Here is a 13,922-nt window from a genome sequence, read left to right as displayed (position 1 = left end):
CTTGTAAAGGCCTGATCCACAAAAACAAAGCTGCACGCCATAAGTCAAACTTGGTAGCGCAAATCAACGCAATGCAGTAATTGCTTTACGTTGAAAGCTTTGAAAAAAACCGGCCTAGGCCGGTTTTTTTACGTCTCAACGTCACATCTCAACTAAGGCGCCTATCGGCTAAACAGCGCTGAGAAATCTTTGTTACAAACCCGCTGTACTGCCGGATGCTGAATCATTCGCTCGGCAAAAATCACGTAATACTCTTCCTGCAAGTTATCAATCCGTCCCACTTCCTTGATGTTTTCTGAGTCGTTCGCGTATAAATCCCGCGCATAAATCGACGGCGCAACAAAAATAGCGTCATGAAATTGAGCAAACGCCTTCATCAAAGCCGCATCATCAAACTCACCGAGGATCTGCACCTGTAGCCCTTGGCTATTGAACCAGTTTAATAATTTACGTCCTAACATGGTTCGACGACCTGGGATCAACAGTTTACGTTGCTCAAGGCAGGCAGGGAACGGTTGTTCAGGCAGCGGCTGACGGCAATAGAAACTCACACCACACTCGCCCAGTTTTACCGAGAACAGCCCTTCTTGCTGGCTAGAGTCCACAGGACAATCCGATAAAATCATATCTAGCTTATGCTGGCTTAGCTGCTCCAACAGCATTTCGTGTGTGGATTCAAAGCAGCGCAAATGAATTTGCTCGTGATCGGCAACCGCGGTTTCCAATACTTGGCTGACCAAGCGTTTAGACAGCGCATCGGCAACGCCGACGTCAAAGAGCATGTTGGATTCTTTGCGATAGTTCACAATATCGAGCATTTCTTGGCTAAGCATAAACATGCGGTCGGCATAACGAAAAACCAGCTGTCCTAGCTCAGAAGGCACTAATCCGCGACCTTGGCGCTTGAACAGCTTTCCGCCCAAACGTTCTTCCAATGCTTTAATCTGCCCGGTAATGGTCTGCGGCGTTAAAAACAGCGCTTCAGCTGCGCCAACCACCGACCCTTCTTTGCAAACCTGCCAGAAATAATACAGGTGGTTAAAATTGATATGTGCCAGACGCACGATAGTGCTCTCCTATTCCCTTTCGCATAGTGAAAACGATGCGAACATTGCTGCGGTGTTTAAATCAAAAAGGCGGCACAAACAGTGCGACCAAGAAGGCGCAGCGGCGTATGACTTATCTTGCCACTAAAACCACTAAGCACCTATGATGAAGCCTCCCCAACGGGAGCCAGATTACAAAAGGCGCTCCATTTTCAATAAGAGCGCCCATGAAAAACTACGAATTCTCGACAGCCGCTCGGCGTGGCAGCACGCGACTCAAGAGCATATATCCCACAACCGCCGACGCCGTAGACCCCAGCAAAATGCCTAATCTTGAATACGTTGCCAGCTCAGGTGCTCCGCCAGCAAACGCCAACGAAGCAATAAAGATAGACATCGTAAAGCCGATACCACACAGCACCGAAACGGCAAAAATATGCTGGAAGTTAATGTTTTCGGGTAAACGAGCCACGCCCATTTTCACCGCCACCCAGCTAAACAGGAAGATCCCAAGCGGCTTGCCAATAAACAGGCCTAGCATAATTCCAGAAGGCAGAATGCCCGTCAGATTTGCCAGCGAAACGCCTTGTAGAGATACACCGGCGTTCACAAAAGCGAACAATGGCAGAATCAAATACGCTACCCACGGATGCAGGCTGTGTTCTAATTTTTCAGCCGGGCGCTTACCGTTTTTCGCTTTCATCGGCAGCATAAAGCCAACAATCACACCGGCCAACGTGGCATGAACACCTGATTTTAAAATCGCAGTCCACAGCACCGCGCCGACCAATAGGTAGACCGAGGTTTTGCCAACGCCACGCCAGTTAAGATATCCCAGCACCGCAATGGACGCTGCGGCAACTCCCAAAGCAGGCAGAGAAACCTCATGGGTATAAAACAGCGCGATAATAACGATAACGCCTAAGTCATCGATAATGGCCAGCGCCAGCAGAAACACCTTCAAGCTGGTTGGGACGCGATTCCCCAGCAAAGCCATAACGCCTAAAGCAAAAGCAATGTCCGTTGCCGCTGGAATTGCCCAGCCTTGGCTCGTCACAGGATCGGCATGGTTAAACGCGAGATAAATCAACGCGGGCGCAAGCATTCCGCCTAACGCGGCAATAGCGGGAAAAATAGCTTGCTCGCGGCTGGCAAGAGAACCGCACATCAGTTCACGCTTAACCTCTAGCCCCACCACTAAAAAGAATATCGCCATCAGGCCATCGTTCACCCATAGCAGCAGCGTTTTATTGATATCCAGCGCCATAAAACGGAACTGAACCGGTGAGTTTAAGAACTGCTGATAGAGATCGTGTAGTGGGCTGTTTGCCAATACTAAAGCCACAATTGCGGCCATGATGAGAATAATGCCACCAGCGGCCTCGAGGCGCAGAAACTGGCGAATTGCACGGGTTACCATAGTCACTCTCAGAAACTCCTTACACACATTCGTTAATAATGGGCGAGAGAACGAATTAATGCAGTTAGTTTACGGATTACTTTATTTCGGCAAAAGTAGTTTATAAGTGCTATTAACGTAGGAAAAACCGAGTTATTTATGAGTTTCGTCACACAATAATGTAAAAAAATCCCCACGTATTAGGCGGGGATTTTTATTAACTGCTTATTTTAAAAGAAAATCTTAACGGGTTAAATCGTCGAAGAATTTCTTTACACCGTCGAGGAAACTTTTAGAACGCGGGCTGTTATTCGCGCTCGAAGAATCACCAAAGCTTTCTTCCAGTTCGCGCAGTAGCTGTTTCTGTTTCTCGTTCAGGTTAACCGGTGTTTCAACTACGACGCGGCATAGCAGGTCGCCCTGACTTCCACCACGTACAGATTTAACCCCTTTACCACGCATGCGGAACATCTTGCCGGTCTGGGTTTCCGCAGGGATTTTCAGCTTAACGCGACCATCCAGCGTTGGAACTTCAATCTCGCCGCCAAGTGCAGCCATCGCAAAGTTGATCGGTACTTCACAGAACAGGTTGTTATCTTCACGTTCGAAGATTGGGTGCGCTTTAACCTGAACCTGTACGTACAAATCACCCGCTGGAGCGCCATGCTCACCGGCTTCACCTTCGCCGCTTAAACGGATACGATCACCGGTATCAACGCCCGCAGGAATTTTCACCGACAATGTTTTAGATTTCTCTACGCGACCATGTCCATGACATTTGTTGCATGGGTCTTTGATAATCTGACCACGGCCATGGCAGTGTGGACACGGTTGTTGCACGGTAAAGAAGCCCTGACGCATCTGTACCTGACCTGCACCATGACAGGTTGGACAAGTGACAGGCTCAGTCCCTTTTTTCGCGCCGCTGCCGTGACAAACTTCGCACTCAACCAAGGTTGGAATGCGAATTTCTTTGGTCACACCGCGCACCGCCTCTTCCAGCGTCAGCTCCATGTTGTAACGGAGATCTGCACCACGGGTCGCACGCTGACGACGACCGCCGCCGAAGATGTCGCCGAACACGTCACCAAAGATGTCGCTGAAGTCTGCACCGCCGCCGCCATATCCGCCACCACCGCCGCCCATACCACCTTGTTCAAAGGCTGCATGACCGTATTGATCGTAGGCTGCACGTTTCTGCGCGTCGGTTAAGATCTCGTAGGCTTCTTTAACCTCTTTGAACTTTTCTTCAGCGTCTTTTTCCTGATTGCGGTCAGGGTGGAACTTCATCGCTAGGCGTTTATAAGCCTTTTTGATTTCGCGCTCTTCCGCATCGCGGGATACGCCCAAAACCTCGTAATAGTCTCTTTTCGCCATTCTCTATCCTGCCCTTAACATAACTGCACGGGCGTTGAGTTTCCTCGACGCCCGTGCCGGTTAATAGTAACGACGCTTAATGGTTAACCACTACCGTCTTTACCTAGCCCGCTAAGGGCGATTATTTTTTATCTTTCACTTCTTCGAATTCAGCATCTACCACGTCGTCATCTTTCTGAGCGCTGGTATCTGCCTGCTGAGCACCACCGGCCTGAGCCTGCTGCTGAGCCATTTCTAACAGTTTGCTTGAAGCCTGAACCAGAGTCTGGATTTTCGCTTCGATATCAGCTTTATCTTCGCCTTTCGCTGCAGTATCCAGCTCAGCCAAAGCAGCTTCGATCGCAGTTTTGTCTTCTGCTGGCAGTTTATCGCCTGCTTCTTCCAACTGTTTGCGAGTACCGTGAACCAGCTGATCGGCTTGGTTACGAGTCTGTACCAGCTCTTCAAACTTACGGTCAGCTTCAGCGTTAGCTTCAGCATCACGAACCATTTTCTGGATTTCTTCTTCGTTCAGACCAGAAGAAGCCTTGATGGTGATCTTCTGCTCTTTACCGCTGTTTTTGTCTTTAGCAGACACGTGCAGGATACCGTCGGCATCGATGTCGAAGGTGACTTCGATCTGCGGCATACCGCGTGGTGCAGGCTGGATACCATCCAGGTTGAACTGACCCAGAGATTTGTTATCCGCAGCACGCTTACGCTCACCCTGAATGACGTGAATAGTCACGGCAGACTGGTTGTCTTCAGCAGTTGAGAACACTTGGCTGTGCTTAGTTGGGATCGTGGTGTTCTTCGAAATCAGAGAAGTCATCACGCCGCCCATGGTTTCGATACCCAGAGACAGAGGGGTAACGTCCAGCAGCAGAACGTCTTTCACTTCACCGGTCAATACACCGCCCTGAACCGCAGCACCGATAGCCACTGCTTCATCTGGGTTAACGTCTTTACGTGGTTCTTTACCGAAGAAATCAGCAACTTTCTTCTGAACCATAGGCATACGAGTCTGACCACCAACCAGGATAACGTCCTGTACGTCAGAAACAGACAGGCCTGCGTCTTTCAGAGCCACTTTCAGTGGTTCCATAGAACGGTTAACCAGATCTTCAACCAGTGATTCCAGTTTTGCACGGGTCACTTTGATGTTCATGTGTTTTGGACCAGACGCATCTGCAGTGATGTACGGCAGGTTAACGTCGGTCTGCTGAGCAGAAGACAGCTCAATTTTCGCTTTTTCAGCAGCTTCTTTCAGACGCTGCATCGCCAGCGGATCATTGCGCAGATCCATGCCCTGTTCTTTCTTGAATTCGTCAACCAGATAGTTGATCAGACGGCTGTCGAAGTCTTCACCACCCAAGTGGGTATCACCGTTGGTTGCCAGAACTTCGAAGGTTTTTTCACCGTCAACTTCGTCGATCTCAATGATAGAGATATCGAAAGTACCACCACCCAAGTCGTAAACGGCGATAGTGCGGTTACCCACTTCTTTATCCAAACCATAAGCCAGAGCAGCTGCGGTTGGTTCGTTGATGATACGTTTTACTTCCAGACCTGCGATACGGCCAGCATCTTTTGTTGCCTGACGCTGAGCATCGTTGAAGTATGCAGGAACGGTAATAACCGCTTCGGTTACTGGCTCACCCAAGAAGTCTTCTGCTGTTTTCTTCATTTTTTTCAGAACTTCAGCAGAAATCTGTGGTGGAGCAATTTTCTGGCCTTTAACTTCGACCCATGCGTCGCCGTTGTCAGCGCCTACGATACCGAAAGGCATGATGCCTTTATCGCGCTGAACTTCTTCGTCTTGGAAACGACGACCAATCAAACGCTTGATCGCAAACAGAGTGTTTTGCGGGTTAGTCACAGCCTGACGTTTTGCTGGCTGACCAACCAGAATTTCGCCGTCCTGAGTATAAGCAATAATAGAAGGAGTGGTGCGGTCGCCCTCGGCGTTCTCCAGCACACGTGCGGTAGTTCCATCCATTACAGCTACACAAGAGTTAGTTGTACCCAGGTCGATACCAATAATTTTGCCCATCGAACATCTCCACTAAGAATTTTGTTATTAATCTCGTTGCTACCGTAGGTGGGGGCGATATTTTGCTTTTCAACCGCCTTTTTTTCTACCTACTCCCTAAATCATTCAAGTTACGGCCAAGGCTCATACAGCTTGAATTAAAACAGGGTTACTCGGTAACCAACTGCGTTGTAAGTAAGATGGGGTCGCTCAAGCGGACAACAAGGGGGGAGATTAAAAAAAATATGATTTTTTAACCTACAAGATCATTGTTTATGTTCCAACTCCTCATTATTATGCCGCGCGCTCGATCGTTGAAAACAACCGCAATGCCATAAACCATTGTGTTCTCGAGCACGTACCAATGAATCTCCATGCTTAATTAATTGATGCTGAATATATAAATATCAACGTCAATTGCATTGGATTATTTGTTTCTACATTAAACTTCTCTTATTACAGAGGCTCTATGCACACCAACAAGTTGGCGAATCCCGGTCCTTTAGGCCTGATGGGCTTCGGGATGACCACCGTCTTGCTGAACCTGCACAACGCAGGCTTTTTCCCTCTAACTTCCGTGATTATCTCTATGGGGATTTTCTTTGGAGGGTTTGCTCAGATCTTAGCTGGGCTGCTTGAGTATAAAAAAGGCAATACTTTCGGTTTAACCGCATTCACGTCCTACGGCGCTTTCTGGCTGTCTTTGGTCGGTATTCTCTTATTGCCAAAAATGGGTCTGGCCGATGCCAGCGATGCAAGCTTCCTCGGCACCTATCTGGCGCTGTGGGGCATCTTCACCCTGTTCATGTTCTTCGGTACTTTAGGCGCTAACCGCGTTCTACAATTCGTATTCGCGAGCCTGACCGTGCTGTTCTTCCTGCTGGCCTACGGCAACATCACCGGCAACGCAGCGGTTCTGCATTTTGCTGGTTTTGAAGGCATCCTTTGTGGCGCGAGCGCAATCTACTTAGCCATGGCTGAAGTGATCAACGAACAGGCTGGACGCACCGTGCTGCCAATCGGCGAATGCAAATGCCCGAAAGCAAACGCACATCCTGCTGAGCTGTAATCGTTAGTGCGTTTCTTGATATAAAGAACGCGAGAAAACAAAAAGCCCCGTAATCAATACGGGGCTTTTTTTTCGTTATCATTATTTAAATACGAAATTACTTATGTGGAACCGGCACAGCTAAGACCTTCTTTGCCGTACGCCCAATAGCACCGCTAAAAGGCTTTCCATCAATAGTATCATGCGTTCTTATTCCTTCCGGCTTAAGCCAGCGCTGCACGCGCGATGGCATATCCAAACCAATCAGCAGAATAACAACAAAGGTCAGGCTAAAGGAGAGCGAAGCCAGAGCAGTACCCAGATCCAAACGCTGAGCTATCGTTGCGCCAAGAATCGGTGCTAAAGCCCCGCCTAGTGCCCCGACGTTATAGGTAAAACCAAGCCCCGCCGCGCGCTGTTCGGTATCAAAATAGCCTCCGATCAGCTTAGGCAAAATCCCAGAAATCCCCTGCCCTAACATTTGTTGCAGGAACAACAGAATGCCAAGCGTCCACAAACTTCCGCCACCGATGGCAAATACAGGGATAATTAAAAGCTGGGAAAGCAGCAAACTGTAGACATAGGCTTTACGTGTACCCAACCAATCGCCAAGGAAACCACCCACACAGCAGCCAACCGCCGCACCAAATCCGCTAAAGAACAGGATATGCGCCACGGTGGACGGATCATATAACAGCTCGGTTTTTAAGTAGGTTGGCAACAGCGCCTGAATCGGCCATGAGTAAAGGAAGGCAAACAACACCACGACCATCAGCATAACGCCCGTTGGCCAACGATTGCCGCTGCTTTGCACCATAAAACTGATGAAAATAGCCGCGCAAATCAGACCAAGCACCGTAATAATAAATGGATTGCCAATATCTCCGGTAAAACATAAATAGAGCGCTAACGATGCAACCACGGTCATCATCACGTTTATAACTTTACGTGGGCCACGGTATAAAATATCCACCATGGTTTTTACCGGTTGTTTATCACCAAATTTCTTTTCCCAATCTTCTGCTTCAGGAATATTTTTACGTAGCCAGAGCGCAAAGATAATCGGTAAAATGCCAATAAAGAACAGCGCACGCCAACCCCATTCAGGCACCACCACGCTATATACCTGCGCGGAAATAACGGCCCCGATGGAAAAACCTGAAATCAAAAAGCCGCAGGCTTTATTACGCAAATGTTTCGGCCAACTCTCAATCACATAGGTTGCGCTAGAACCATATTCGCCCGCCATGCCCATGCCAATCATGAGTCGAGCAATAAACATGGTAGTGAAACCTGGAGCAAAACCACAGGCTAATGTGCCCACGGAAAATAAAACGATGCTGGTGATCATCGCTAATTTTCGACCATAGCGATCGCCCATGGCACCTAATAATAACCCGCCAAACCATCTGGATATAAAGGCGGCTGAAATAAGACTTGCAGCTTCTACGGTGGTTAATCCAAATTCGCTTTGGATTTCAGTTAATACTAAAGCGATTAATACAAAATCAAAACCATCAAGCAAATAGCCAATCCATGCGGCTGAAAACGCTTTCCATTGTGACTTGCTGATATGTCGGTACCACGGAAGATCTTGGGTAGTGTTATTCATAAAGCACTCCCGGCGCAGGTCTAATTATTTAAGGTCTATAAATTGCCCGCACTCTATATCGTAGGGTAAGAGTTCTTTCGGTATACCTTAAATTTCAAGATGAAGCCTATGGCCCACATCTTGAAATTAACAGGCATAAGAATAAGTTCAGCGTTATTGCGCTGCTCTTTCTGCACTTAGCTGTGCAGCTAACTGGCGAAGCTCAGGTAAATACTGCTCTTCAACCGGTGCAAAAGGTTTGCGACAAATCGGCGTATCTACAACATCCATATAATGCAGAATGGTTTTCAATCCACGGAATACGCCGACTTTAATCAGCACATCAATCACCTTATTACACTCGGTTTGCAGCGACTGAGCCTGAGAAATATTGCCTTCTTTGAGGGCTTGCATAATGCCCTTATAGCGCCAGCCCATCACGTTATAGGTACTGCCGATCCCGCCATCCGCACCGGCCAACAGCCCTGACAGGAAAATTTCATCATAGCCGTTATAAATGACTTTATCTGGATGGGCGCGACGAACTTGCTCCATCTGATATAAATCACCGGACGTTTGTTTCAACGCAGCGACGCCAGGCAGGGTAATCAGCGTTGAGATTTGATCGAGTGAAAGCTTCACGCCGCTTAATGCCGGAATGTTATACACCACCATCGGCAACCCTTCAGCCGCATCAATGATGGCGCGGTAGTGATCGCAATGTTCGCCAAAGCTGAACGGATAATAGAACGGCGTCACAGCAGATACAGCATCGAAACCATAGCGTTTTGCCGCGCCCGCCAATATTTGACTTTCATGCGTGCTGATCCCACCCACGTGGGCAATCAGCGTCAGCTTACCTTTAGCCTCCTGCGCCACGACTTCTAATACTTGCTCGCGCTCCTGCACGTTTTGGATAAATGCTTCACCGGTAGACCCACCCACATAGAGGCCATCTACGCCCTGAGCGATGTTGAACTGCACCAATCGGCGCAGGCTTGGAATATCCAACTGCTGTTGTGGATTAAACGGCGTAAGTAACGCAGGCATCACCCCATGGAGATTTTTCGACATAAGATCCTCTGATTTGATTATTTGATAAACACAAAGATATACCTTTATACCTGTTATACCAGACTAAAAAACGAACTAAGGCGATATTCGCTTTGATATGTGATCAATCTCAGATAAAGCCGACTGAAGAGGATCTTCTTACAAGATTAAAGATGAACAAGATCTCATTTAGGCCAGTTTCGAAAGGAATAAAAAAGATCGTTACTTTTTGGCAGGGTAATAGGCAGCAAAAACGCTATTAAGGTGGGATTTGAGAGCCTTATCCGCAGCGTCAGGATCTCGCTTACAGATCGCCTGATAGATTTCGATATGCTGCTGATAGCTTATATTGTTATGGGCATGCAATTCAGCCAGAGATACCGTTGGACGCGCGGCAATTAGCCAATCTAGCAACGCTACGTGGATGACCATAAAGATCGGATTACCCGGGATCTCAGCAAGTTCACGATGAAATTCGATATCGGATCGAATAAATAGATCGTTATCGTCCAGCGACTGGCTGTTCATTTCCAGTGCCTTGCCCAAGCGCGCAATCTGCTCATCGGTGGCAAATTCAGCGGCATAGCGCACTAAGCTGGATTCAAAGAATAAACGTAGCTGCTCAAAATGAGCGATACCGTCGGGCTTGGTGAGAAAGTCTTTGGCCATGCCTGAAAGTTCAGAAATGATGGTATCTGCGGATGGACGACAAACGCGGGCGCGTTCACCGTTATTAATCTGTACCAGTCCTTTGCGCTTTAGCGCGGCCAGCGCCTCTCGCACGGAAGGTCGACCCACATTAAAAAAGGCCATCAGTTCACGCTCTGAAGGCAACTGCTCACCTTCGGCAAATTCACGCCGACGGATCATCTGCTCTAACTCTTCTTCCACCACATCCGACAGTTTTTTACGAGGCACTGGACGTCGGCGCATTGCATGCCCGATAGCTTCAGTTTTTTCAAAATGACGATCGTCTGATGTGCTCATAAATTAACGTTCTGGCTGGTTCCGTCAGTGATAAATCCAATCGCAGGAAGTCTATGATATTTCAATAAACCCACTGGGCCGAGAAGAGAAAGTTCGCTTGAATCATAACATAGGAAAAGAGAGGCGGCTAAGCAAGCGGGAATGTTGAAAGCGTGATGTTTACCCTAAGCAAAAACGCCCTGCCACGGCGGCAGAGCGTTTACGATGGCGATTTAGCTGTGTTCTTGGTGCCCCGATGGCACTAACGGCTTATTTTCAGCACGCGCCTCACTGTTTAAATCGCGCTGTAAATAAAGCCCCAGCAGCAATCCAACCACTGACAGCGCCAACACATAATATGCAGGAGCCATCGGAGTCACCTTCATGATTAGCGTAACAAAAATTGGCGTTAATCCCCCGAATATGGCGTAGGCCACGTTATAGGAGAATGAAATTCCGCTAAAACGCACCTCGGCAGGAAACGCTCTGACCATGACATAAGGCACCGCGCCCACGATCCCAACGCTAAATCCAGCTAACGCATAGCCCAAGAATAAGTGCTCAGCGCTGACGCCAGCGGCTACCGAGTGGTAAAACGTCCAGCTACATACAGCCAAAAACAGGCTGCCAACGATAAAGGTTTTGCTCGCACCAAAGCGGTCAATTAAACGCCCGGCAATCACGCAGCCCACCGTCAATGCTATCGTTGCCAAGCAGTTAGCCTGTAACGCTAACGCCGGTGAAATGCCAAATTGTTTTTGCAAATAGGTTGGCGTCATCAGGATCACCACCACAATACCGGCCGACAACAGCCACGTGAGCAGCATTGAAATAGCCACTTCGGTGCGATGATTTTTCACCACCGTTTTCAACGGCATCTCTTCGGCTAACGCCTTACGCGCCTGCATTTCGATAAAAATCGGCGTTTCTTGTAACCAGCGGCGCAGATACATCGCGAACAGGCCAAAGATCCCACCCAAGAAGAACGGAATACGCCAGCCACCAGCCAGAATAGCGTCTTGGCTCATCACTGTATTAAGCAGAGTCGCCACCAGCGATCCCAACAAAATACCGGCGGTTAATCCAGCGGTTAACGTGCCACAGGCAAATCCAACGCGTTTACGCGGCACATGCTCGGCAACAAATACCCAAGCGCCCGGCACTTCACCACCTATCGCCGCGCCCTGAAGCACGCGCATCAGCAACAGCAGCAACGGTGCAGCAATACCAATACTTTGATAAGTCGGCAGCATCCCCATCGCCAACGTTGGCAATGCCATCAACAAGATACTGAGAGAGAACATTTTTTTGCGCCCGACTTTGTCACCAAAGTGCGCCATGATGATCCCACCAAGCGGGCGGGCCAGATAACCGGCTGCAAAAATCCCGAAGGTCTGCACTTGACGCAGCCACTCAGGCATATCGACTGGGAAGAAGAGATCGCTGACAACCGCCGCGAAGAACACAAAAATGATGAAGTCGTAGAACTCTAACGCGCCGCCCAAGGCTGCCAACGTCAAAGTCTTGTAGTCCTGCCGATTTAAACGGCGATTATGATTTTGTTCCATAAGATCCAGCCCAGTACGTTATTTTTAATATTATTTTGCGATGTTGTGTGGTTATAAACCGGCATCACGGCTTCGTGTTACAAAGTTGTAATGCAAAATAATTAATATAACGTTACTGGGTGACTGGCTAGTCGTACTGAATCTTATGCCGCAATGAGTTCAATTTCAGTCGATTGTTTCGCGACGCGCGCTTTTAGGACGAAAAGCTGCTATTACACGCGGATCGGTTTCCACATACGGCCCGTCTAATAGCTGGATGCAATAAGGTACGCTCGCGAAAATACCATGCACAATGGGTTTACCGTCTTCGTCCTTTACACCTTCCAGAGTTTCTTTGATCGACTTCGGCTGCCCCGGCAAATTGATGATCAACGCCTGTTTGCGGATCACGCCCACCTGACGCGACAAAATCGCCGTCGGTACATAGTGCAAACTGATTTGGCGCATCTGTTCGCCAAAGCCCGGCATTTCGCGATCTGCGACCGCTAACGTTGCATCCGGCGTCACATCGCGGCGAGCAGGGCCAGTGCCACCGGTGGTCAGCACCAAGTGACAGCCCATTTCATCAACCAGCTCGCACAAAGTCTGCTCGATCATAACTTGTTCATCGGGGATCAACCGCGTTTCCAGCGTAAACTCAGTGGTGAGCGCCTGCTCCAACCACTCTTGTAAGGCTGGAATACCTTTATCCTGATAGACACCGCTGGAAGCACGATCGGAAATCGAGACCAGACCTATACGCAATGCATTCATGCAACTACCTCTATGACTATTCCTTGACGCTGGGGATGCAGAATAATACTACGCCAGCCGCTAATAACCACATCTGCACGCTGTAAATGATGCCGTTGATGGCGATTGGTGATGGCAATCACCGTCATTCCTGCGGCCTGTGCGGCTTTAATCCCAGCCTCATCGCTTTCAAAAACGAGACAATCACGCGGATCTACGCCGTAAAAACTGGCGGCGAGTAAGTAAGGTTCAGGGTCGGGCCGACCGCTCGATACCTGCTCGGCTCCCACCATCAACGGTGGACGCTGCATACCAGCCTGCTGCAACTGCGCTTCAGCGCGTGCATGATGGGACTGCGTCACCACGCCCCACGGCGTTTCACCTAGTGCCTGTAGCAACTCAGAAACGCCCTGCTGTAATTGGCTTTGATGACGCTGAGTCATTTGCAGCAAGGCCGCTTCCAGCACATTCACCTCTTGCTGAGTATCAAGATGCGGGGCTAAACGGCGCACGATTTCCTGCACGCGTTGGCTATGAATCTGTTCTCCCAGCAGTGCCTCATCAATGCCGTGTTGCTGCGCCCACTGCATCCACACCTGCTGAGCATGGTTACCTGAATCCAAAAGAGCGCCATCCATATCCAGAAAAACGGCGGCGAATTGTTTTTTCCACATAGCGAATTCCTCTTAGAGAACGATTAACCAAGTATAAGAGTTACGGTAGATCCGTCTGGTTTGTGAATCAAAGATTCGGAATAAACTGTAGGATGAGGAGTGGCAAGGAGTGATGACAGGAGTTATCTGGATTGTATAAATGTAAGATTTCTTCCTTCAGGCATGCATGCGAATACTGTGTAAGGTTTCGTCCGCCGATTTATACCGAACTCCATTGATACATCAATGAAGGCGTCCGATGAGGGGCGCCAGCGCGCGCCCCTTCAATCCTCGCGCTTTTATCCGAGACGCCATCTCCGCGCCGGGTCGGCATGCGCCATCCTTGGCGCCTCCTCCCCTAACGCTAACATCCTGTTAGCGTTGCTCTTTCTCCCAATACTTAAACAAAAAAACAGGTAAAGTTTTTGTCTTTTGTCTTTTGTCTTTTGTCTTTTGTCTTTTGTCTTTTGTCTTTTGT

General features: G+C 48.8%; 11 protein-coding genes and 1 pseudogene. 2 read left to right on the top strand and 10 right to left on the bottom strand.

Features of this window, described 5'->3' with window-relative positions; translation table 11 throughout:
- A pseudogene (locus RSC70_RS20375) lies at positions 1 to 80 on the top strand (30S ribosomal protein S20); the annotation flags it as partial.
- Between the two features lie 81 nt (positions 81 to 161).
- Here RSC70_RS20375 and nhaR read toward each other — a convergent pair.
- The 4 genes from nhaR to dnaK form a co-directional block, all read right to left on the bottom strand.
- On the bottom strand, positions 162 to 1,064 hold the full coding sequence (nhaR, locus tag RSC70_RS20370) for a transcriptional activator NhaR (RefSeq protein WP_332543441.1): 903 nt from the start codon (positions 1,062 to 1,064) through the stop codon (positions 162 to 164).
- 217 nt (positions 1,065 to 1,281) lie between these two features.
- On the bottom strand, positions 1,282 to 2,466 hold the full coding sequence (nhaA, locus tag RSC70_RS20365) for a Na+/H+ antiporter NhaA (RefSeq protein WP_234618557.1): 1,185 nt from the start codon (positions 2,464 to 2,466) through the stop codon (positions 1,282 to 1,284).
- Between the two features lie 222 nt (positions 2,467 to 2,688).
- Positions 2,689 to 3,822, bottom strand: a complete 1,134-nt coding sequence (dnaJ, locus tag RSC70_RS20360) for a molecular chaperone DnaJ (RefSeq protein WP_025801414.1) — start codon at positions 3,820 to 3,822, stop codon at positions 2,689 to 2,691.
- Between the two features lie 121 nt (positions 3,823 to 3,943).
- Positions 3,944 to 5,854, bottom strand: coding sequence for a molecular chaperone DnaK (gene dnaK, locus RSC70_RS20355; RefSeq protein WP_040045422.1), 1,911 nt, complete (start codon positions 5,852 to 5,854; stop codon positions 3,944 to 3,946).
- Positions 5,855 to 6,302: 448 nt separating this feature from the next.
- Here dnaK and satP point away from each other — a divergent pair, with 448 nt between their 5' ends.
- Positions 6,303 to 6,902, top strand: a complete 600-nt coding sequence (satP, locus tag RSC70_RS20350) for an acetate uptake transporter (RefSeq protein ID WP_282814584.1) — start codon at positions 6,303 to 6,305, stop codon at positions 6,900 to 6,902.
- A 97-nt stretch (positions 6,903 to 6,999) separates the two neighbouring features.
- Here satP and RSC70_RS20345 read toward each other — a convergent pair whose 3' ends face one another.
- The 6 genes from RSC70_RS20345 to RSC70_RS20320 all read right to left on the bottom strand — a co-directional run bounded on the left by RSC70_RS20345 (position 7,000) and on the right by RSC70_RS20320 (position 13,465).
- On the bottom strand, positions 7,000 to 8,493 hold the full coding sequence (locus RSC70_RS20345; protein ID WP_332543438.1) for an MFS transporter: 1,494 nt from the start codon (positions 8,491 to 8,493) through the stop codon (positions 7,000 to 7,002).
- Between the two features lie 153 nt (positions 8,494 to 8,646).
- Positions 8,647 to 9,546: an N-acetylneuraminate lyase gene (nanA, locus tag RSC70_RS20340; RefSeq protein WP_332543436.1), complete on the bottom strand. Its 900-nt coding sequence runs from the start codon at positions 9,544 to 9,546 to the stop codon at positions 8,647 to 8,649.
- Positions 9,547 to 9,747: 201 nt separating this feature from the next.
- Positions 9,748 to 10,512: a transcriptional regulator NanR gene (locus RSC70_RS20335; RefSeq protein WP_130971001.1), complete on the bottom strand. Its 765-nt coding sequence runs from the start codon at positions 10,510 to 10,512 to the stop codon at positions 9,748 to 9,750.
- A 212-nt stretch (positions 10,513 to 10,724) separates the two neighbouring features.
- Positions 10,725 to 12,059, bottom strand: coding sequence for an MFS transporter (locus RSC70_RS20330; protein ID WP_332543432.1), 1,335 nt, complete (start codon positions 12,057 to 12,059; stop codon positions 10,725 to 10,727).
- 165 nt (positions 12,060 to 12,224) lie between these two features.
- Complete coding sequence (gene mog, locus RSC70_RS20325) at positions 12,225 to 12,812, bottom strand: molybdopterin adenylyltransferase (protein WP_130987221.1); 588 nt, start codon at positions 12,810 to 12,812, stop codon at positions 12,225 to 12,227.
- Positions 12,809 to 13,465: an HAD family hydrolase gene (locus tag RSC70_RS20320; protein WP_282814586.1), complete on the bottom strand. Its 657-nt coding sequence runs from the start codon at positions 13,463 to 13,465 to the stop codon at positions 12,809 to 12,811. The genes mog and RSC70_RS20320 overlap by 4 nt, the downstream gene beginning before the upstream one ends.
- Positions 13,466 to 13,922: the final 457 nt, after the last annotated feature.

This window comes from Hafnia sp. (genome assembly GCF_036648275.1).
GTDB classification, from domain to species: domain Bacteria; phylum Pseudomonadota; class Gammaproteobacteria; order Enterobacterales; family Enterobacteriaceae; genus Hafnia; species Hafnia alvei.
This window is presented reverse-complemented; position numbering and strand designations above follow the sequence as displayed.

Bases quoted from the DNA above. Each gene is read 5' to 3' on its own strand.
- RSC70_RS20320 (WP_282814586.1), bottom strand. From the start codon at position 13,465: ATGTGGAAAAAACAATTCGCCGCCGTTTTTCTGGATATGGATGGCGCT.
- RSC70_RS20330 (WP_332543432.1), bottom strand. From the start codon at position 12,059: ATGGAACAAAATCATAATCGCCGTTTAAATCGGCAGGACTACAAGACT.
- nhaA (WP_234618557.1), bottom strand. From the start codon at position 2,466: ATGGTAACCCGTGCAATTCGCCAGTTTCTGCGCCTCGAGGCCGCTGGT.
- dnaJ (WP_025801414.1), bottom strand. From the start codon at position 3,822: ATGGCGAAAAGAGACTATTACGAGGTTTTGGGCGTATCCCGCGATGCG.
- dnaK (WP_040045422.1), bottom strand. From the start codon at position 5,854: ATGGGCAAAATTATTGGTATCGACCTGGGTACAACTAACTCTTGTGTA.
- satP (WP_282814584.1), top strand. From the start codon at position 6,303: ATGCACACCAACAAGTTGGCGAATCCCGGTCCTTTAGGCCTGATGGGC.
- nanA (WP_332543436.1), bottom strand. From the start codon at position 9,546: ATGTCGAAAAATCTCCATGGGGTGATGCCTGCGTTACTTACGCCGTTT.
- RSC70_RS20345 (WP_332543438.1), bottom strand. From the start codon at position 8,493: ATGAATAACACTACCCAAGATCTTCCGTGGTACCGACATATCAGCAAG.
- RSC70_RS20335 (WP_130971001.1), bottom strand. From the start codon at position 10,512: ATGAGCACATCAGACGATCGTCATTTTGAAAAAACTGAAGCTATCGGG.
- mog (WP_130987221.1), bottom strand. From the start codon at position 12,812: ATGAATGCATTGCGTATAGGTCTGGTCTCGATTTCCGATCGTGCTTCC.